Annotated in this window: 14 protein-coding genes; 13 read left to right on the top strand and 1 reads right to left on the bottom strand. The window is 60.8% G+C overall.

The window, feature by feature from the left end; all coding sequences use genetic code 11:
* The first annotated feature begins 12 nt into the window (after window positions 1–12).
* From lysS to J3U87_RS13925, 11 genes are all read left to right on the top strand, one after another.
* Window positions 13–1,509: a lysine--tRNA ligase gene (gene lysS / locus J3U87_RS13975; protein ID WP_237383666.1), complete on the top strand. Its 1,497-nt coding sequence runs from the start codon at window positions 13–15 to the stop codon at window positions 1,507–1,509.
* A gap of 1 nt (window position 1,510) precedes the next feature.
* On the top strand, window positions 1,511–2,779 hold the full coding sequence (locus J3U87_RS13970; protein WP_237383665.1) for an ABC transporter permease: 1,269 nt from the start codon (window positions 1,511–1,513) through the stop codon (window positions 2,777–2,779).
* Window positions 2,780–2,788: 9 nt separating this feature from the next.
* Window positions 2,789–3,481, top strand: coding sequence for an ABC transporter ATP-binding protein (locus tag J3U87_RS13965; RefSeq protein ID WP_237383664.1), 693 nt, complete (start codon window positions 2,789–2,791; stop codon window positions 3,479–3,481).
* A 24-nt stretch (window positions 3,482–3,505) separates the two neighbouring features.
* On the top strand, window positions 3,506–5,968 hold the full coding sequence (locus J3U87_RS13960; protein WP_237383663.1) for an ATP-dependent Clp protease ATP-binding subunit: 2,463 nt from the start codon (window positions 3,506–3,508) through the stop codon (window positions 5,966–5,968).
* On the top strand, window positions 5,956–8,340 hold the full coding sequence (gene bamA / locus J3U87_RS13955; protein ID WP_237383662.1) for an outer membrane protein assembly factor BamA: 2,385 nt from the start codon (window positions 5,956–5,958) through the stop codon (window positions 8,338–8,340). The genes J3U87_RS13960 and bamA overlap by 13 nt, the downstream gene beginning before the upstream one ends.
* Window positions 8,341–8,644: 304 nt before the next feature.
* Complete coding sequence (locus J3U87_RS13950) at window positions 8,645–9,160, top strand: OmpH/Skp family outer membrane protein (protein WP_237383661.1); 516 nt, start codon at window positions 8,645–8,647, stop codon at window positions 9,158–9,160.
* 354 nt (window positions 9,161–9,514) lie between these two features.
* Window positions 9,515–10,543 carry a UDP-3-O-(3-hydroxymyristoyl)glucosamine N-acyltransferase gene (gene lpxD, locus J3U87_RS13945; protein ID WP_237383660.1) on the top strand — a complete coding sequence of 343 codons (1,029 nt, stop codon included), beginning with the start codon at window positions 9,515–9,517 and terminating at the stop codon, window positions 10,541–10,543.
* 14 nt (window positions 10,544–10,557) lie between these two features.
* On the top strand, window positions 10,558–10,974 hold the full coding sequence (fabZ, locus tag J3U87_RS13940; RefSeq protein ID WP_237383659.1) for a 3-hydroxyacyl-ACP dehydratase FabZ: 417 nt from the start codon (window positions 10,558–10,560) through the stop codon (window positions 10,972–10,974).
* Window positions 10,975–11,760: an acyl-ACP--UDP-N-acetylglucosamine O-acyltransferase gene (gene lpxA / locus J3U87_RS13935; protein ID WP_237383658.1), complete on the top strand. Its 786-nt coding sequence runs from the start codon at window positions 10,975–10,977 to the stop codon at window positions 11,758–11,760. It abuts the gene before it with no gap.
* A gap of 188 nt (window positions 11,761–11,948) precedes the next feature.
* Complete coding sequence (locus tag J3U87_RS13930; protein WP_272932486.1) at window positions 11,949–14,282, top strand: Tex family protein; 2,334 nt, start codon at window positions 11,949–11,951, stop codon at window positions 14,280–14,282.
* Window positions 14,283–14,339: 57 nt separating this feature from the next.
* Window positions 14,340–14,660 carry an MGMT family protein gene (locus tag J3U87_RS13925; RefSeq protein ID WP_237383657.1) on the top strand — a complete coding sequence of 107 codons (321 nt, stop codon included), beginning with the start codon at window positions 14,340–14,342 and terminating at the stop codon, window positions 14,658–14,660.
* A gap of 84 nt (window positions 14,661–14,744) precedes the next feature.
* Here the strand turns inward: J3U87_RS13925 and J3U87_RS13920 are convergent, their stop codons facing one another.
* Window positions 14,745–17,672, bottom strand: a complete 2,928-nt coding sequence (locus J3U87_RS13920) for an immunoglobulin domain-containing protein (RefSeq protein ID WP_237383656.1) — start codon at window positions 17,670–17,672, stop codon at window positions 14,745–14,747.
* 764 nt (window positions 17,673–18,436) lie between these two features.
* On the opposite strand from J3U87_RS13920, the gene J3U87_RS13915 reads away from it, so the two are divergent.
* Window positions 18,437–19,690 carry a TraB/GumN family protein gene (locus tag J3U87_RS13915; protein ID WP_237383655.1) on the top strand — a complete coding sequence of 418 codons (1,254 nt, stop codon included), beginning with the start codon at window positions 18,437–18,439 and terminating at the stop codon, window positions 19,688–19,690.
* A 217-nt stretch (window positions 19,691–19,907) separates the two neighbouring features.
* A complete protein-coding gene (gene rpiB / locus J3U87_RS13910; RefSeq protein ID WP_237383654.1) occupies window positions 19,908–20,348 on the top strand; it encodes a ribose 5-phosphate isomerase B in 441 nt (146 codons plus the stop codon).
* The last annotated feature ends 29 nt before the right edge of the window (window positions 20,349–20,377 follow it).

Here is a 20,377-nt window from a genome sequence, read left to right as displayed (position 1 = left end):
GGAGGCTGAACCATGGAACAGCGACACGAATTCGACAACGAATACACGGCCCAGCGCCACAAGCACCGTCAGGAGATCGAAACACTCGCGGTCGACCCCTTCCCGGGCGTCGTACAACGCGAGCAAACGATTGAATCGGTGTTGGCGGCCCACGGCGAGAAGGATAAGGAAACCTTGGAAGCCGAACCGGTGGCGGTCTGTGTTGCCGGTCGTGTCATGCTCAACCGGCCGATGGGTAAGGCGGCCTTCGCCACGATCCAGGACGGTACCGGCCGCCTTCAGTTCTACCTGCGCAAGGACTCGGTCAGCGAAACCGAGTTCCAACTATATAAAAAGACGGACCTCGGCGATTTCATCAGCGCCAGTGGTGAGTTGTTCCGCACCAAGACCGGTGAGCTCACCATCAAGGTTTCGAAATATCAGTACCTCTCCAAGGCCTACCGTCCCCTGCCCGACAAGCACGCCGGTCTCAAGGACCAGGAGTTGCGCTATCGCCATCGCTCCCTGGACCTGTTGACCAATCCCGAAGTCAAGGACCGCTTCGTCAAGCGCAGCCAGATCATCGCCGGAATTCGCGAGTTCATGCGCGCGCGCGACTATTTGGAAGTGGAAACGCCGATGATGCATCCCATCCCCGGCGGTGCCACGGCGCGTCCGTTCGTGACCCACCACAACACCCTGGACATGGAACTCTACATGCGCATCGCGCCGGAGCTGCATCTGAAGCGGCTGATCATCGGCGGCATGGATCGCGTCTTCGAGATCAACCGCAACTTCCGCAACGAGGGCATCTCCACCCAGCACAACCCCGAGTTCACGATGATGGAGTGGTACGAGGCCTACGCCAACCTCGCGGTGATGCAGGAAATGGTGGAGTCGATGATTCGCGGAGTGGTCGAGAAGGCATTGGGCCACACCAACGTGACCTACGGCGAACACGAGATCGATTTCGGCAAGCCGTTCGCGAGCTACACCATGAAGGAAGCGATCTGCAAGTTCGGCGATTACGAGGCGAGCCAATTGGACGAGCTGGCCTCGCTTCAGGACGTCGCCAAGAAGCTGCACATCGAGGACGGCGAGAAGATGGAATACGGCGACCTGCTCGCGGAGGTCTTCGAGGCCGTCGCCGAGGCGCACCTGATTCAGCCGACCTTCATCACCGAATACCCCATCTCGATTTCGCCGCTCACCAAGAAGATCCCCGGCAAAGAGGGCTTCGTGGAGCGGTTCGAGCTGTTCATCGGCGGCATGGAAGTGGCCAACGCCTACACCGAGCTCAACGATCCCGTCGATCAACGCGAGCGCTTCATGGACCAGATGCGCCAGATCGAGGCCGGCAACGACGAGGCCCAGCGCCTGGACGAGGATTTCCTCTGGGCCATGGAGCACGGCATGCCGCCCACCGGCGGTCAGGGTCTGGGCATCGATCGCCTGGTCATGCTGCTCACCAACGCGCCCTCCATCCGCGACGTCATCCTGTTTCCCTTGATGCGTCCGCACCAGGATTGATATGCGGTTCGATGCCTTCGTCGCCAACCGCTACCTGCGAGCCAAGCGAAAGCAGTCCTTCATCGGGGTGATCTCCTTGATCACCCTGATCGGCATCACGTTGGGGGTGGCGGCGCTCAACATCGCCCTCTCGATCCACAACGGGATGCGCCAGGCCTTCGTGACCAGTCTGATCGGCGACACCGGCAACCTCTACGTGCTGGCCAACTCGCTGGTGGACTACGGCTGGCGCCCCGACGAAGTGCGCGAACTCAACGAGGTCATCGCCGAGGTACCGGGCGTGCGCGCGGTCTCCATGATGCGCCAGGAACCGGGCGTGTTGGTTTCGAAGCGGCGCCGCCTGACCTATTGCAAGCTCTACGGGATTTTGCCGGAAAGCCATCTCCGGGCGGCGCCGAGCCTGCGCAAGTTGGAATCGGGTTCCCTGTCGTTGCTCGAAGGGCGCGGCGAGAACCAGCGTCCGGGCGTGGTGCTGGGCAAGGACCTGGCCGAGAATCTGGGGGTCCGGGTGGGCGACGAGCTGCGCCTGATGGTGCCGCGCCTGAGCAGCCCCGGCCTGGGCGTGCAGCGCGGCGGCCTGCGCTTGAAAGAGATGAAGGTGGAAGTGGTCGGCCGCTTCAAGACCGGCAACTCGCAGTTCGACGAGACCGACGCCTACCTGCTTTTGGACGACCTGTTGATGCTGCTCAACACCACCGAGATCCAGACGATTTTGGTCAGTTTCGACGATCTCGACGCGATGGAGGCCGGCAAGGCCGATCTGCTCGCCGATCCGGAGCTGCTGCCGTCGGCTTCGGTGATGGACCTGCGCGATTTGAATCAGGGCCTGTTGCGCGCGCTCGGGCTCGAGAAACTGGCGACCACCTCGGTGATCAGCCTCTTCATCTTGATCGTGGCGCTCAACATGGTGTCGGCCCTGACCATGCTGGTCATGGAGAAGCACCGCGACATCGGCATCATGAAGGCGTTCGGCACGCCGCGCGCCATGATCCTGCGCGTCTTCTTGCGCCAGGGCATGACGCTCTCGTTCTACGGCACGGTGCTGGGCACGGTACTGGGGGTGGGCCTGGCCATCTTGGCCGACCGCACCCGACTGATCTCGCTCGACAACAACGTCTACGAGGTGTTGAGCTACCTGCCGTTCAAAGTCAATCCCGCCGAGGTCGTCCTGGTGGCCGTGGGTTCGCTGGTGATCTCGTTCCTGACCTCCATCTATCCCGCGCGCCAGGCCGCGGCCATGGATCCGGTCGAAGCACTTGCCTACGAATAGGGAGTTCGCGTGACGACAGAGCCGTCCTCTTCCGGAGCCTTTCTGGAAATCCGCAATCTGTGCAAACGTTTTCCGTCCGGCCAGCAGAAATTGACCGTATTGGAAGATTTCGACCTGACCCTGAAGCACGCCGAGCTGTTGGCGATCGTGGGGCGCTCGGGCTCGGGCAAGACGACCCTGCTCAACCTGATCGCCGGGCTGGATCGGGCCGACGGCGGCAGCATCCTTTTGGAGGGACGCGAGCTGATCGGTTTGGATGACGAGGATTGGGTCGAAGTACGACAATCTGACATGGGTTTCGTCTTCCAATTCAACCAATTGCTGCCGGAATTCACCGCGCTGGAGAACGTCATGTTGCCCGGCATGCTGCGCAGCCGCGATAAACAAGCTCTTGAGTCCAAGGCACATGACTTGCTTGCGCGGATGGGCATGGAACACCGCGCATCACACCGACCGACCCAGCTCAGCGGCGGCGAACGCCAGCGAACGGCGATCGCGCGAGCCTTGATCAACGACCCCCGTTTGTTGTTGGCGGACGAGCCTACCGGTAGCCTGGATTTGGAGTCTGGACAGCGTGTCTTGGAACTTCTTTTCCGCTTGCAAAAAGAGCTAAAAATCTCTTGTATGCTGGTGACCCATAACCCGGCCCTCGCAAATTTGTGTGATAGAATACACCAGATTGAATCGAGATCTGAATCCTAACGCTATCGCGACAGGGAGTAGAAGATGTTTGAAAAATATACCGACAAGGCCCGGCGCGTCTTATTCTTTGCACGATATGAAGCCAGCCAATTCGGCGCAAGCACCATCACCAGTGCGCATCTTCTACTGGGGCTTGTGCGGGAGGCCGAAAAGACGACGATGGCGATGCTCGAACAGATGGGCATTAGTATTCAAGAGCTGAAAGACCGCATTATTTCTCAATCGCAAACCATGTACAAAAAGCCGGTGGCCGCCACCACCGTGGAGATTCCGCTCAGTGAGGAAACCAAACGGGTCCTGCACTACGCGCTCAAGGAATCCATGTCGCTGAACCACAAGTACGTGGGCGTCGAACACATTTTGCTGGGCATCCTTCGCGACGAACACGCCTTCGCCTCCCAGCTCTTGGCGGAAATGGGCGCCGATCTCTATCGCGCCAAAGAGATATTGCTCGACATTCTCAAGGAAGAGAAACTCAACAAGAAGCGCAAGGAACACCCGCTCCTGGGCGAGTTCAGCCGCAACCTCACCGATCTCGCCGAACGCGGCGCCTTTGACCGCCTGATCGGGCGCGAGCTGGAAATCGAACGCATCATCCAGATCCTGGCGCGGCGCCGCAAGAACAACCCGATCCTCCTGGGCGAACCCGGCGTGGGCAAGACCAGCATCGTCGAAGGCCTGGCCCAGCGCATCGTGCAGGGCAACGTGCCCATCGAGTTGATGGACAAGCGCATCTACGCCCTCGACCTCTCCCTGGTGGTGGCCGGCACCAAGTACCGCGGCCAGTTCGAGGAACGCCTCAAGTCGATCATCGCCGAGGCCTCCAAGGACATCAGCGTCATTTTGTTCATCGACGAGATTCACAGCATCATCGGCACCGGTGCCGCCGAAGGCTCGCTGGATGCGGCCAACATTCTCAAGCCGGCCCTCAGCCGCGGCGAGATCCAGTGCATCGGCTCCACCACCCACCGCGAGTTCTCCAAGTACATCGAGAAGGATCGGGCCCTGGTTCGGCGCTTTCAGCCGGTCAACATCATGCCGCCCGACGAGCCGGAAACCGAAAAGATCCTGTTCGGCCTCAAAGATCATTACGAGGGCTTCCACCGCGTGCGCTATTCCGAAGACGCCCTGCGCGGCGCGGTCTACCTGTCCAGTCGGTACATCACCGATCGCGCCCTGCCCGACAAGGCGCTCGATCTGTTGGACGAAGCCGGGGCCCGGGTCAAACTGGCCCATTCCACCAATACCCAAACCATTCGCAACCTCGAAAAGGACCTTCGCCAGGTGTCCGAGGACATGAACGAAGCGGTGGCCAACAAGGATTTCGAGCGGGCGGTGGTGCTGCGCGAATACGAGATCAAGATTCGCAAACAGATTCAGGAAGAAAAGGATTCCGTCAACCGCGACAGCCGCGTGCTGGACGTCAAGTTGGGCGATGTGGAACAGGTGGTCAGCTCCTGGACCGGCATTCCCGTGACCGCGATGAAGGAAGAAGACAAAGCCAAGCTGGCTTTGATGGAAGAGACCTTGAGGACCTTCGTGATCGGCCAGGACGAGGCGATCAGCGCGGTCAGCCGCGCCATTCGCCGCAGCCGCACCGGCCTCAAGAATCCCAATCGCCCGATGGGCTCGTTCCTGTTCCTCGGCCCCACCGGCGTGGGCAAGACCGAGCTTTCCAAGCAGTTGGCGCGCTTCCTTTTCGGCGACGCCAAAAAGCTGATTCGCTTCGACATGTCCGAATACATGGAGAAACACTCGGTCTCCAAGATGATCGGTTCTCCGCCGGGCTACGTCGGCTTCGAGGAGGGCGGCCAATTGACCGACAAGGTCAAGCGCAATCCGTACTCGATCGTTTTGTTCGACGAAATTGAGAAGGCACACCCCGATCTGGTCAACATCCTGTTGCAGATCTTTGAAGACGGTCAGGTTACCGACGCGTTCGGCAACACGATCGACTTCCGCAATACCATTATCATCATGACCAGTAACGTCGGCTCCAAGCAGATCGTCAACGAAAAGACGATGGGCTTGACGAGCAACGTTTCCCAGCGGGATCGGAACATGAAGCAAGAAGCGATGCGCGAGCTCAAGCGGGTCTTTCGGCCCGAGTTCATCAACCGCATCGACGAGGTCGTTGTATTCGATAAGCTCAAGGACGATCACTTGCTGCAAATCTGCAGCCTGTTGGTCAACGAGATCAACGAGAACCTGGCCAAGAGCAACCTTCACGTGGAAATCGCCCCGGAAGGTCTGCGCTGGTTGTTGGACTTGACTTCGAGCGACCGTCAATACGGAGCGCGTCCCTTGCGGCGCATCATTCAACGCCACGTGGAGGACCCCCTGGCCGAGGCCATCGTCAGTGCCGACGCCCACATCGAGGGTCCGGTCATCTTCCAATTCGATCCGGAGCAAGAGCGCTTGGACATCGTGTTGCCGCCATCACCAAAGGGACTGGAAACAACTGAGGAGGCTGAATGCCCCAGTTAGCTCGCGACGTGATGCGCGGCCTATTTATTTGTTTGCTAGCCATAACCCTTTCGGCTCCGTTCAGTTCGGCACAAGTTGAGACAGAAACCAAACAGACGATCGAGGACATCCAGGTTCTGGGTACCACCCGCGTTCCCAAGGAGTCCGTCTGGTTTCGAATCAGCTTCAAGGTCGGCGACGCTCTGGATCCCGAACGGGTGACTTCCGACCTTCGCGTCCTCTGGGAGACCGGTCTCTTCGAAGATGCCGGTATCGCGATCGAGGAAGGTACTTCCGGCGGGGTCATCCTCAAGTATGTCCTGCGCGAACTGCCCTTGGTCACCGAAGTCGATTATCGCGGCTACCGCCGAATGACCAAATCCAGCATCACCGACAAGATCGAAGAAGAACGGCTCACCATCCCCGAAGATTCGCCGCTGGATTACCGCAAGATCAACGCGATTCGCGCCTTGATCAAGCAGTTGATGGACGACAAGGGGCTGCGGTTCGGTACCGTGAACTATACCTTGGAGAATATCGATGCCGGTTCCGCCCGCGTCGTCTTCAACATCGACGAAGGCTCCAAGGTCCGGATCTACGACATCGAATTCACCGGCAACCAGTTGTTCAACGACAAGCGGCTGAAGCGCACGATGCGAAAAACTAAGGAACACTGGATGTTCTCCTGGTTGACTTCGCACGATATCTACAAGGCCGAAGCCTTCGGCGAGGATGTCGAGAAGCTCAAGAAGAAGTATTGGAAGAAGGGCTACAAGGACATCGTCATCGGCGATCCGGTTCTGGAAATCACCGACCACACCACCGAGCGCCAGCGCGAAAAGAACCTCAAGCGCGCCCAACGCGGCAAACCCGCCAAGGAAAAGAAGCGCCTGAAGCTGACGATCCCGGTGTTCGAGGGTAGTCCCTACACCTTGGGCTCGGTGGCGGTCAAGGGCAACACCGTCCTGCCGGAACTCTACTACACCCGGACCTTCCCGATCGGTCAGGACGAGATCTACGATCTCTCCAAGATCAACGATTGGATCACCGACCTGGAAGAAACCCACAACAACGCGGGATACGTGCATTACAGCATTCGCCAGGATGTGAGCGTGCGCGACGAGAGCAAGGTCGACGTGGTGTTCGAGGTCCAGGAGAACGAGCAGACCTACATCCACCGCATCAAGTTCGCGGGGAACACCACGACCCGGGACAAGGTGCTGCGTCGCGAGATCCTGCTGCGCGAAGGCGACGTCTTCCGTCTCAACTTCTTCCGCAACTCGCTGTTGCGCATCAATCAGCTCGGTTTCTTCGATGTGACCCGCGACGAACCGGACATCAAGTTCCTTCCCGACGAAAACAAGGTCAACATCACCATCAAGGGCCAGGAGTCCGGCGTCAACGAGCTGAACTTCGGCTTGGGTTTCAGTGAGTTCCGCGGCACCAGCGGCTTCCTCAGCTTCTCGACGCTCAACTTCCTGGGCAAGGGCGAGAAGTTGAAGGTTCAGGCCCAGTTGGGCAGCATCACCGATACCTTCGACGTCACCTTCACCGAACCCTGGCTGTTCGACAAGCCTCGTGGCCTGACCACCCGGATCTTCAACACCCGATCCAACTTCAGTGCCTCCGGCTTCGACGTGGAGTCCACCGGTTTCCAATTGGGACTTTCCTTCCGTCCCACCGTGTTCTCCACCTATTCCATCAGTTACCTGTTCTCCGAGGATCGTTTCCCCACCGTCATCACGCCTTCCTTCAAGCCGGTCGACGATCTGCTGACCTCCTCGGTGACGCAATCCTTCGTCTACAACACCACCGACCATCCCTTCTTCCCGAAGAAGGGCCGCAAGCTGTCGCTGTCCGTCGAAGTGGCGAGCTGGCAAGCCGGCGGCGACAACTTCTTCTACAAAGTCAGCACGGGCGCCACCCAATACCTGAAAGCGTTCAAGAACAGCTTCATCGGTTTGAACGTGGAAGCCGCCGTGCTGGAAACCTTGGAGGGGCAGCGTCCCACTCGCCACCAACTGTTCTTCAGCGGTGGTGAGGAGTCGGTGCGCGGCTACGAGCGTCAGAGCCTCGGTCCGTCGATCACGGTCGACGGTCAAACCTTCGCCGAACGCGGCGATAAATTGTTCCAAACCAACTTCGAATACATCATTCCCGTTTCCGATCAATTCCGGTTCGTGATGTTCTACGATGCCGGGATGGTGTTCGGCGTGGACGAGGAATGGTTCGATACCGACCTGTTCCGTTCCGTCGGCGTGGAGATGCGATTCAGCCTTCCGGTCTTCCAGGCGCCCCTGCGTTTGATCTATGCTTACAAGTTGGACGAGGACGAGGCCGGCCTCAATCAGAAGGGCGGCGAGCCGTCGTTCTCGATCGGTACCACTTTCTGACCCATGGCGTCAGGTCTTTGTATTCGAAGTGTGGCTTTTCAGGAGTTACCGTTGACTCGCAGTTGAATGTTTGGGTCGAGTGCCGGGAACGGGCGTTTCTTGGGATGGGGTCTCGTCACGAGATCGCCGTCCGCACGGACGACCGGCCGACCACGGCGATGTCCGTTTCGCCATGAGGGCCGCCCTCGGGTGACGGACCTGTCACGGTCCGCGGATGCGATTCGCGGCTGGGACCCTTGCCGAGATCCCCCAAGGATGAACCACATCCATTCCGGAAATATCCCAAAAGTTCGAGGAAGAGATCATGTTGAAAAAAGCGATTACCCTGATGTTTACACTGGCGGTCCTGGCGGTTCCCGTCATGGCCCAAGGAACCAAGGTCGGCATCGTCGACGCGGACGTGGTTGTGCAGAAGTCCCAAAAAGGAAAGGCCTTTTTCGAGGAGTTCCAGAAGTTCACCGAGCAGAAGCGGGCTTCCATCGACCAGATGATCGAGGCGTTTCAGGCCAAGCAAAAGGATCTGCAGGCCAAAGCGGCCAGCATGAGCGAAGACAAGAAGAAGGAATCGGCCCTGGAACTGCAGAAAATGCAAACGGAAATCAAACGGGCCCAGGAAGACGCCAAGCGCGAAAGCGACCTCAAGCTCAATACCGGTTTGGAAAAGTTCCGCAAAGAGCTGGCGCCGCTGGTACACCAGGTGGCGATCGAGAAAGGTTTGGACATGGTGCTGAACTACGGCCCCAACTCGAACCTCGTGTACTTCAATGACTCGGTCAACATTACCGATGCGGTGATCAAAGCCTACGACGAAATGCAGTGAGTCTTCGCCCGCGCCGGCAACCATGCTCGCGCGGGCGCGATTTCCGCGGCCGACCGGTGATCTCGCCATCCGACGCCGCGTGAGGTACCCTTGTGGGTCCAAAGGCTTCGCGAGCGCGGCGCCCCGCGCCAGGCTCCGAGCACCGGACCGCGTTTCCCAGTCCTTTTTCTCCCGAAACTGTGACATTCTTTGACGAACGGTTGACCCCCAAGTCCGCCACCCGGTGCGACAATGGCGCGACCGGATCGACTGGGACGAAACCCGTGGCCCGGTACGCGTCTTCTCGGGGCCCATCACAAAAGGGAGCGGATTCCCCACCGGGGGTCGTCGCTCCATCTCAAACGGCAGGTTCACATGAAACTTTCCGAGCTCATGCGCCGCCACGATTTGAAGGCGGTGACGCCGCCCGACGGCGATCCGGAGATTCGATCCGTTCGGCCGCTCGAGGCCGCCGGAGAAGGCGATCTCAGTTTTCTCAACAATCGCAAGTACCGGCAGCAGGCCGTCGAGACCAAGGCCACGGCGGTCCTGACCGCCGAGCCGATTCCGGATTGCGAGGCCGTCCAGCTCCTGTGCCGCGAACCCTACGCGGTGCTGGCGCGCATTCTCGCCGACCTCCATCCCGAGCCGGCCTATCCGGCCTCGGTTCATCCCAGCGCGGTCGTCGATCCCTCCGCCCGGATTCATCCCGAATGTCACATCGGCCCCCACTGCGTGGTCGAGGCCGGCGCCGTCATCGGTGCCGGTACCGTGTTGGTCAACGGCGTGACCGTGGGGCGCGATTGTCGGATCGGCGCGGCCTGCCGCCTGTTCCCCCATACGGTCCTCTACCACGGCGTGACCCTGGGCGATCGCGTGCGGATTCACGCCAACAGCGTCATCGGCAGCGACGGGTTCGGCTATGCCCAAACCGGCGGCATCCATTTGAAGGTGCCTCAAGTGGCCGGGGTGCGCATCGAAGACGATGTGGAAATCGGAAGTAACGTCTCCATCGATCGCGGTGCCTTGAGCGATACCGTCATCGGCAAGGGGAGCAAAATCGATAACTTGGTTCAAGTTGCCCATGGCGTTAAGATTGGGGAGCACTGCCTGGTGATCAGCCAGTCCGGCATCTCCGGCAGTGCGACTCTGGGGCGGTACACCGTATTGGCCGGGCAGGTAGGTGTCGTCGGCCATGTCCATGTCGGCGATCAGGTCGTGGTCATGGGCGATTCGGTGGTCACCAAGGACCTGCCGGGTCCGGGCCAGTACGCGGGCAATCCCGCCGTGCCCCACATGCAATATCAGCGTCAGAAAGCGCGTGAGCGTAACTTGGCCAAACTCGAGAAGCGGCTGAAGTCGTTGGAATCGGCCGTGAATACGAAAGGGGAAACCTCATGTTAGATGTGACTGGGATTATGGATATTATCCCCCACCGCTATCCCATGCTGTTGGTCGATCGGATCATGGAGTACGAGTCCTGTAAGCGTATCGTGGGTCTCAAGAACGTCACGATCAACGAACATTTCTTTGCGGGGCATTTCCCGGGTCGTCCGGTGATGCCGGGCGTCATGATCATCGAGGCTCTGGCCCAGACGGGCGGCGTCCTGATCGCCCAGGAGTTCGAGGATATCCACGAATACGTCATCTTTTTCATGACCATCGACAATGTCAAGTTCCGCAAACCCGTGGTGCCCGGCGACCAAATCCGGTTGGAGTGCGAAGTGCTGCACTTTCGCCGCAAGGTGTGCCGGCTCAAGGGCCAGGCGTTCGTGGATGGAAAACTGGTGGCCTCGGCCGAGTTCTCCTCCATGCTGGTGAAGAGGGATGGGTAAATGACGAAACACAAGATTCACCCGACGGCGATCGTCGGCGAAAACGTCACGATCGGCGAGGGTAGCGAAATCGGTCCGTACTGCGTGATCGAGGATCACGTCACGATCGGGCCGCACACCAAACTGATGAATTCGCTTTTCGTGGGCCGATACACCCGCATCGGAGCCCACAACACCTTTTTCCCGTTTTCCACCATTGGCGCCATTCCCCAGGACCTGAAGTTCGGCAACGAGGAGACCTGGCTCGAGATCGGGGATCACAACGTGTTCCGCGAGCACGTCGCGTTGCACCGCGGTACCGCGGGCGGGGGCGGCATCACCAAAATCGGTTCACACAACCTGATCATGGTCAGCTCGCACGTGGCCCACGACTGCCACGTCGGCGATCACAACATCCTGTCGCACGCGGCGACCCTGGCGGGACACATCACCGTCGGCGATCACGCCACCGTCGGCGCCTACTCCGGCGTTCACCAGCACTGTCGCGTCGGCGACTACGCCTTCATCGGTGGTTACAGCGTCATCACCCAGGACGCCCTGCCCTACGTCAAGAGCGTGGGTAACCGTGCCAAGGCCTACGGTATCAACAACATCGGTTTGGAGCGCAAGGGCTTCACCAAAGAGGAAGTCTCCAATCTCAAAGATGCCTACCGCATCCTCTTCCTGCGCAAGTTGCGTCTGGTCGACGCACTGGAGCGTTTGGACAAAGAGTATGCCGATTGCCCCCGTGTGACCTATCTGGTCGACTTCATCAAATCATCGGATCGTGGCGTCATTCGCATGTAATCGTCATCGACGATGTCGTGTCAGCGCCGATGATCGTGGAAAACCTGCCGAACCTTCGAATCGTTCGGTGGGTTTTGTGCGTTTGATGGAAAGACCGACCTGATCCACATGCCATCCGGACCTTGCCGTCCGCTTTATTTCGAATGCCGCGCCTTGGATGTGCGCGTGCGACACACACAGGTGGAACCATGAATATCGAAGCAGTCATTGCCCAGGAACTCAACGTTCGCGACGCCCAGGTTCGCGCGGCCATCGCGCTGCTGGACGAAGGCGCGACCGTGCCCTTCATCGCCCGTTACCGCAAGGAGGTGACCGGGGGCCTGAGCGATACGGACCTGCGCACCTTGGAGGAGCGACTGGGCTACCTCCGGGAATTGGAAGAACGGCGGGAAACGATTCTGGCGAGCATTCGCGAGCAGGGCAAGCTGACCCCCGAGTTGGAGCGCTCGATTTTGGCGGCGGACACCAAAACGCGCCTGGAGGATCTCTACCTGCCCTACAAGCCCAAGCGCCGGACCAAGGGCCAGATCGCGATCGAGGCGGGGCTGGAGCCCCTGGCGCTCGACCTGTGGAAGAATCCCGCCCTGGATCCGGAGACCGAGGCCGCCAAGTACCTGGACCCGGAAAAGAAGGTGGAGGACGTCAAAGCCGCCTTGGAGGGCGCCCGCTACATCCTGATGGAGCGTTTCGCCGAGGAGGCCGACCTGATCGGCAAACTGCGCGACTATATGGGGCGCAACGGGCTCGCCGTGGCCAAGGTGGCCAAGGACAAGGAGCAGGAAGGCGCCAAGTTCCGCGACTACTTCGATTACCACGAGCGTCTGGCCGAAATTCCCAGTCACCGGGCCCTGGCCCTGTTCCGCGGCTTCAAGGAGAGCATCCTGCGACTGGAAATCGCCGCCGATCCCTCGCAACTGGCCGAGAAGCCGGCCGAAAACCGGTGTGAGAAGCTGATCGCCGCCTATTTCGAGATTCGCGACAAGGGACGTCCGGCCGATGCCTGGCTCCAGAAAGTGGTCCAGTGGACCTGGAAGGTAAAGATCTACCTGCACCTCAAGACCGAGCTGCTCAACCAACTGCGCGAGCGTGCCGAGGAAGAGGCGATCAAGGTCTTCGGCAAGAACCTCGGTGATTTGTTGATGGCGGCTCCGGCTGGAGCGCGGGTGACCATGGGTCTGGATCCCGGTCTGCGGACAGGGGTCAAGGTCGTGGTCGTCGACGACACCGGCAAACTGGTGGATCGCGCGACCATCTATCCCCACCCGCCCCAGAAGAAATGGGAAGACGCCAAATCGCTGTTGGCCGATCTGGGTCGCCGCCATCGCGTGGCGCTGGTCAGTATCGGCAACGGCACCGGTAGTCGGGAAACGGATCGTTTGGTGGGCGAGCTGGCCAAGGAGCACCCGGATCTGGGCCTGATCAAGGTCATGGTGAACGAAGCCGGCGCCTCGGTGTACTCGGCTTCCGAACTGGCCGCCAAAGAGTTTCCCGAGCTGGACGTCAGCCTGCGCGGCGCGGTGTCGATCGCCCGTCGTTTGCAGGATCCGCTGGCCGAGCTGGTCAAGATCGATCCCAAATCGATCGGCGTCGGCCAGTACCAGCACGACGTCAACCAGACCCGCCTGGTGGGGGCCCTGGATGCGGTGGTCGAAGATTGCGTGAACGCGGTCGGCGTCGACCTGAACATGGCTTCCGCACCTCTGTTGGCGCGCGTCTCCGGTTTGAACCAAAGCTTGGCCGCCAACATCGTGGCCTATCGCGACGAGCACGGCCGTTTCGCCCGACGCAACCAGTTGCTGAAGGTGAAGCGCCTCGGGCCCAAGGCTTTCGAACAAGCGGCCGGCTTTCTGAAAATCGTCGGTGGCGACAATCCCCTGGACGCATCGGCGGTCCACCCGGAAGCCTACCCGGTCGTCGAGCGCATCGCCGCCAAGGGCGGCCGACCCCTGGCCGAAATGATCGGCAACGGCGAATTCCTGCGCGGCCTGAAACCGGCCGATTTCGCCGATGACCAGTTCGGTGTGCCCACGGTGACCGACATTTTTGCGGAACTGGAAAAGCCCGGTCGCGATCCCCGACCCGAATTCAAGACGGCCAGTCTGGCGGAAGGGATCGAGGACATCAAGGACCTCGAACCGGGCATGGTCCTGGAGGGCACGGTCACCAACGTCACCAACTTCGGGGCCTTCGTCGACGTGGGCGTCCATCAGGACGGATTGGTCCACATTTCGGCCCTGGCCAATCGCTTCGTGAAGGATCCGCGCGAAGTGGTTCGCGCCGGCGACGTGGTCAAGGTTAAAATCGTCGAGGTCGACCTGGAGCGGCGCCGTATCGCGATGAGCATGAGGCTGGACGACGAGGCCGGCAAGAAGGTCGGTGGCGGACGCGGCGATTACCGCACCGATCGCAAGGGCGGCCAGGGCGGACGCGGCGGCCGTTCGGATCGACGTCGCGAACCGCGGTCCAATACGGCCATGGGTGCGGCCCTGAGTGCGGCATTGGGCAAGAAGCGCGGCAAATAGAACCCCATCGACGGACGTAACTCGAAACCTCGCTGGCGATGAAGGAGGTGTGGCGACATGGCTCAAATACCTTGGAATCAGCGTGTTTGGCGCCTGGTGAACCGAATTCCGGAGGGGCGGGTGGCGAGTTACGGCCAGATTGCGCGGCTCTTGGGCGAGCCGCGCAAGGCGCGCCACGTGGGATACGCCCTGGCGGCCACGCCGCCGGGCCTGATCATCCCCTGGCAGCGCGTGGTCAACGGCCAGGGCCGCATTTCCTTCCCCGAGCATTCCGAGAAGTACCGGCGCCAGCGCGGCAAGCTCGAGGACGAGGGTGTCGAGTTCAGCGAAAGCGGCCGCATCAATCTCCGTCTATTCGGATGGCAGCCCGAGGGGTAGCGAGGTCGATGTTCGCGGCCAACCCCAAAACCAAAAACGGCGGCCCTTGTGGAACCGCCGTTTTCGTTTTGCGTCGATCGCGAATTATTCGGGATCACCCAGGTTGATGTACAGCAGGTCGAGCACGGTCAGGAGATCGTCCTCGTCCACGTCGAAATCCAGGTCGTCCGGCCAACCCTGGCCGACGAACCAGAGATCCGCGATGGTGTTGAATCCGTTGCCGTCCGCATCCAGCGAAATCGGGCTGACCAAGACCGTCACCCGATCGGTCACGCTGGCGGACGTGGCGTCGGTCACTTCGACCTCGTAGGTCGTGGTGGCTTGCGGCGCCGGTGAAAGGGCCAGGGTGGCTTGGGTTCCCAACACCGTCGGATCACCGACTTCCGTCCACGAATAGCTGAAATCGGGTTCGCCGCAGTCGACCTGCGAGTTCAACGTGATGACGCTCAGTCCCTGGGCGATGTCGCCGTTGGTGATGGTGGCCTCCAGATCGCCGACCAGCGTCGCCGGTGCCGTCGTCGCGCTGTCGCAGGCGCCGCTCACCACACAGGTGTAACTGCCGCTGTCACCGGCTTGGACCGGTGTGAGACTGAAGGTGGCCGAGGTGGCGCCGGGGATGTTGACGTTGTCCTTGCGCCATTGGTAGGTCAAGGTGCCGGAGCCCTGGGCCACGACCGTGAAGGACGCGTTCTCGCCGGGGCAGGCGACGACCGATTGCGGCTGGGTCTGGATCGTGACCAGATCCAACACGGTCAGGGTGCCGTCGTTGGAGGTGACCGAGGTGCAGCCGTTGCTGACCACGCAGGAATAGGCGCCGGCATCGTCCGCGTCGATGTTTGCCAGGCTGAGGGTGGCCGAGGTCTCGCCGGGGAGGTCGACGGTATCCTTGCGCCATTGGTAGGTGAAGGAACCATCGCCGCTGGCGACCACGGTGAAGGAGGCGTTGTCGCCGGGGCAGTCCTGGGCGTTGTTGGGCTGGGTGTCGATGGCCAGGTCGGTGGTCACCGTCAAGGTGGCCGCCGTGGAGGTCGCGTTGCCGCAGTCGCTGTTGATGACGCAGTCGTAACTGCCTTCATCCGCTTCGTCCGCGTCGGCGATGTTGTAGGTGCTGCCGGTGGCGCCGGGAATGTCGACGGTGTTCTTGCGCCACTGGTAGGTGACCGAACCCGCGCCCGACACGCTGACACTGAACTGGGCGGGGTCGCCGTTGCAGACCGTGGTGTTCTGCGGTTGGCTGTCTACCGAGACACCGGCTTGCAGGGTCAAGTTCGCGGCGTTCGAAGTGAGCGAACCACAGACGTTGGTGATCACACAGCGATAGCTGGCGACGTCGTCCCCATCGACGCCGGTCAGGTTGAGGGTGGCGCTGGTGGCGCCGGGAATGTTGACGGTGTCTTTCTGCCACTGGTAGGTCAGGACGCCGGTGCCCTGGGCCATGACGGTGAACGAGGTGTCGTTGCCGGGGCACACCGCCGCCGCTTGCGGTTGGGTTTGGATCGAGACCTCTTCGTTGACGGTCAGGGTCGCGTCGTTGGAGGTGACCGTGGTGCAGCCGTTGCCGATCACGCAGGAATAGGCGCCGGCATCGGCCGCGTCGATGTTGGTCAGGCTGAGGGTGGCCGAGGTCTCGCCCGGCAGATTGACGGTGTCCTTGCGCCACTGGTAGGTCAAGGAACCCTCGCCGCTGGCGGCCACGGTGAAGGACACGTTGGCGCCGGGGCATTCGGTGGCGCCGTTGGGATGGGTGTCGACGGCCAGGCCCGAGGTCACGGACAAGGTGGCTGCCGTGGAGGTGATGGTGCCGCAGGGGCTGGTGATCAAACAATCGTAGCTGCCTTCGTCGCCCGCACTGGCGCTGGCGATGTTGTAGGTGCTGCCGGTGGCACCGCCGATGTTGACGGTGTCCTTGCGCCACTGATAGGTGATCGGGCCCGCGCCCGAGACGGTCACGCTGAACTGGGCCGGATCGCCGTCACAGACCGAGGCGTTCTGGGGCTGGCTGTCGACCGAAACGCCGGACTGGACCGTCAGGGAGGCGGCGTTCGAGGTGGTCGAACCGCAATTGTTGGTGATCACACAGCGGTAGCTGCCGGCGTCGGCCAGGGCCACGTTGGCGATGCTGTAGGAGCTGTTGGTGGCGCCGGGGATGTCGACGGTGTCCTTCTGCCACTGGTAGCTCAGGCTGCCGGCCGTGTTGGAGACCACGCTGAAGTTCACCACGTCACCGGTGCAGATGTTCGACTGGTCGGTGGGATGGGTGGTGATCACCGGCGCTTCGGTCAGGTCGATGGTGATCGAGGCTTCGGAGATGTCGAGCAGGGTCAGGCCCCCACCGCCGGTCGTTTCATAGAAGTTGGATTGGTTGAATTCGGCGTTGGTGGTGGCGCGAACGGTGATCGTGCCGGCGTTGGGATTGGCGATGACCGGCAGTTCCAACACCCCGATCAGGACGTCTTCGTCCTGGGTGGTCGAAAAGAAACCCGTGCCGCCGAGGTCGAAGAAACTGACCTGTTTGGCATCGTTGATCGTGGCCGAGCTGGCGCTGTTGGAAAGCAGGATGAAGCCGGAGGAGTTGGTGACGAAATCGATGGCGGGGCCCGTGCCCTCGGTGGCCTGGTTTCGGATCACCCCGCACGAGGGCGAGGCGGGGCTGTTGCCGGGATTGGCGAGGTCGACCCCGGGATTGGCGATCCCGGTCGTACTGGAAGGCGAGGGACGGAAATTGGTGACGGTGTACTCGCCGCCGGAATCGTTGACCAGGTTGATGGTGTCCCCTTCGAGCACGATGGTGGCGAAAAGCTGGACCAAATCCAGGCCGCCGGTCGGATCTTCGATGATGATGGGTACCTGGACACAGGTTTGTTGCGTGATCTCTGAGCGACAGAACTGAAAATCACTGCCGAGCTTCAGCTTGATCTGGGCGAAAGCCGAGCTCGAAGCGAAGAGAAGCGCGAGCAGTATCAAATGACGGGCCGAGCTCGGGGTTCGGCCTCCTGGGTTGACGGCAGTCATGGCACATCATCCTTTCTTTCGTGTGGTTCGGTGATTCGCGGAATGGAGGATTGAGTGAGATCGGCCGTTCGCCGAAGTACCTGCGAGGGGCTGCACCGCCTCATCGCCGCGACAAACGGCGTGAACCGCGGGGCACCGACGCGCCGACGGCACCCGCGACCGCATCCGGGACATTCGCCTCATGGATCCCGACGGCGTGCCCGTGAGAACCGGCATGGGTTGTAGAGGATGAACCCATTCACGCATAGTTCGATCGGGGTTGCAATCCCTATCTCGGAACCCTTGATTCCACGGGGCGATCTCGAGGGCGATGCGGCTCATTTTAAGAAGGATCGCTCACGTGGTCGGTTATCGGTCGCACATTCCCGCCCTGGATCGGAACCCGCAGGCCCAAGCGTGGGGCAGATCACGTTCACCGATTTGGCGGTGTCGGGCGATGGGTCTTGGCGCGCCATTCGCCCCGCCGGCGCCATTCCCGACTTGGAAAGCCGCCGCTACCTCCTGTACAATGGACGATCTCTCTCCGCTCGAGGCGGAGACTGTCTGTCCGGCATCTTCGAGATTCGAACCTTGCGAACCCGACGGGAAGCATTCCGATGACGACCGTCGTTAGACTGACAGAGATGGCATCTCTCCAACGGGTGTCGTCGCGCCCGATCGATCGCGTTCGGGCGTGCGATGCAGGTCGCCACGCGGTTTGCGTCGTTCCCGGGTTCGTCAACGACCTTCCCCGCCAGGCAAATTCGCCACAAGGCTATAGCACCATGTCCAACTCCACGCCGACGCAAACGCCCGCTGATTCGGCATCCTCGGCACCCAACACCAACGCCGCCGCACCTTCGACCCCGGCGGAACCCGCGAACGAGGGCAACGTTCTCACCCTCAACAAAGACGGCAAGACCTATTACATCGTCGGCACCGCCCACATCTCGGCCCGAAGCGTCGAGGAAGTGGCGCGCGTCATCGACGAAATCCGGCCCGACACCGTTTGCGTGGAGCTGTGTGAAACGCGCTATCGCGCCATTACCGATGAGAATCAGTGGAAAAAGCTCAACATCGGCCAGGTCATCAAAGACGGCAAGGCACTGTTCCTTCTGGCCAACCTGGCGTTCGCGTCCTTTCAGCGACGCATGGGTGATCAAGTCGGCGTCAAACCCGGGTCCGAACTCCTGGAAGGCGTGCGCAAGGCCGAGGAAGTGGGCGCCAAGTTGGTCCTGGCGGATCGCGACATCCAGGTCACCCTCAAGCGGACCTGGAGCAACCTCTCTTTTTGGAAGAAGTTCGCCGTCTTGGGTGAATTGTTGGAGAGCATGCTCTCCAAAGAGGAAATCACCGAAGAGGAGCTGGAAGCCCTTAAGGAAAAGGATCAACTGACCGACGCGATGGAGGCCTTTGCCGAGGCGTTGCCGGAGGTCAAGGAACCGCTCATCGACGAACGGGACGCCTTCCTGATGTCCAAAATCGAGGAAGCCGAAGGTGAAAAGATCGTGGCGATCGTCGGTGCCGGTCACGTTCAGGGCATGTCCCGTCACTTCGGCAAGCCGGTCGATCGCGAGGCCATCAACAAGATTCCGCCGCCCTCGCGCCTCATCAAGATCGCCCAATGGGCCATTCCGATCATCGTGTTGGCGCTGTTCATCGTGGGTTACCAAAAGCACAAGGATCAGGCGATCATGGATATGTTGACGGCCTGGATCCTGCCCAACTCCATCATGTGCGGCGTGTTCACCATGCTGGCGGGCGCCCGGCCGCTCAGTGTCCTGAGTGGGTTTTTGTCGGCGCCGCTGACCTCGCTGAACCCTTCGCTGGGGGCCGGCATGGTCGTGGGCTTGGTGGAGGCCTGGCAGCGCAAGCCCACCGTGGAAGATTGCGAGAACATTCCTAACGACATCCGCTCGCTCAAGGGGTTCTACACCAACCAGTTCACCCGCTGTCTGGTGGTGTTTTTCATGGCCAACCTGGGATCCATGGCCGGGACCTTCTTCAGCTTGGGCTGGTTGGTCACCCTGCTCGGGTGAAACCCGAACGACGAGAGTTCCCGCATCGACGAGAGAGGCGCTGAGTCGGTTTTCGACGCTATCTTCAGCGCTTGTGCAAGCCGTTTCCGTGATGCCGGCTCGAGGGCCATCTCCCGAAAAGAAAAGCGCTAGTTTCTGGAGGGGCACTGGGCTAGGATTTTGACGGGAAGAACCGGTTCGGTTCGCCGATCGAACACCATCCCTTTCGGAGGAGATTTTGGCCAAGCTGTACATCGCCTGTGATCATGCCGGTTACAAACTCAAGGAGCATCTGAAGCCGATGCTTGCCCAGAAGGGTTATCAGGTTCAGGATTTGGGTACGGAAAACGAGGATTCGGTCGATTATCCCGACTATGCCAAGCGCGTCGCGCAAGCGGTGCTTCAGGATGACGAGGGCAAGGGCATCCTCATCTGTGGGACCGGCATCGGTATGTCGATCGCCGCCAACAAGTTCCAGGGTATTCGCGCCGCCCTGTGCCGCACCGAGTTCGAGGCCCAAATGGCGCGCAACCACAACAACGCCAATGTCATCTGCGTGGGCGCCCGTGCCATTCAAGATGCCGTGGCCGAGCGCGTCGTCGCCAAGTTCTGCGAATCCGAGTTCGAGGGTGGCCGCCACCAGAAACGCCTGGACAAGGTCGCCGCGCTGGAGTCCTGATTCGCGCCGATCTATGGGGTGTTCCCCGG

It is taken from the genome of Sulfidibacter corallicola, from assembly GCF_017498545.1.
In the GTDB taxonomy this organism is placed as follows: Bacteria; Acidobacteriota; Holophagae; order Acanthopleuribacterales; family Acanthopleuribacteraceae; genus Sulfidibacter; species Sulfidibacter corallicola.
This window is presented reverse-complemented; position numbering and strand designations above follow the sequence as displayed.

Excerpts from the sequence above, each read along its gene's own strand:
- J3U87_RS13915 (WP_237383655.1), top strand. The coding sequence starts at position 18,437 with ATGTCCAACTCCACGCCGACGCAAACGCCCGCTGATTCGGCATCCTCG.
- J3U87_RS13925 (WP_237383657.1), top strand. The coding sequence starts at position 14,340 with ATGGCTCAAATACCTTGGAATCAGCGTGTTTGGCGCCTGGTGAACCGA.
- J3U87_RS13950 (WP_237383661.1), top strand. The coding sequence starts at position 8,645 with ATGTTGAAAAAAGCGATTACCCTGATGTTTACACTGGCGGTCCTGGCG.
- lysS (WP_237383666.1), top strand. The coding sequence starts at position 13 with ATGGAACAGCGACACGAATTCGACAACGAATACACGGCCCAGCGCCAC.
- fabZ (WP_237383659.1), top strand. The coding sequence starts at position 10,558 with ATGGATATTATCCCCCACCGCTATCCCATGCTGTTGGTCGATCGGATC.
- J3U87_RS13960 (WP_237383663.1), top strand. The coding sequence starts at position 3,506 with ATGTTTGAAAAATATACCGACAAGGCCCGGCGCGTCTTATTCTTTGCA.
- J3U87_RS13930 (WP_272932486.1), top strand. The coding sequence starts at position 11,949 with ATGAATATCGAAGCAGTCATTGCCCAGGAACTCAACGTTCGCGACGCC.
- lpxA (WP_237383658.1), top strand. The coding sequence starts at position 10,975 with ATGACGAAACACAAGATTCACCCGACGGCGATCGTCGGCGAAAACGTC.
- J3U87_RS13970 (WP_237383665.1), top strand. The coding sequence starts at position 1,511 with ATGCGGTTCGATGCCTTCGTCGCCAACCGCTACCTGCGAGCCAAGCGA.
- bamA (WP_237383662.1), top strand. The coding sequence starts at position 5,956 with ATGCCCCAGTTAGCTCGCGACGTGATGCGCGGCCTATTTATTTGTTTG.
- lpxD (WP_237383660.1), top strand. The coding sequence starts at position 9,515 with ATGAAACTTTCCGAGCTCATGCGCCGCCACGATTTGAAGGCGGTGACG.
- J3U87_RS13920 (WP_237383656.1), bottom strand. The coding sequence starts at position 17,672 with ATGACTGCCGTCAACCCAGGAGGCCGAACCCCGAGCTCGGCCCGTCAT.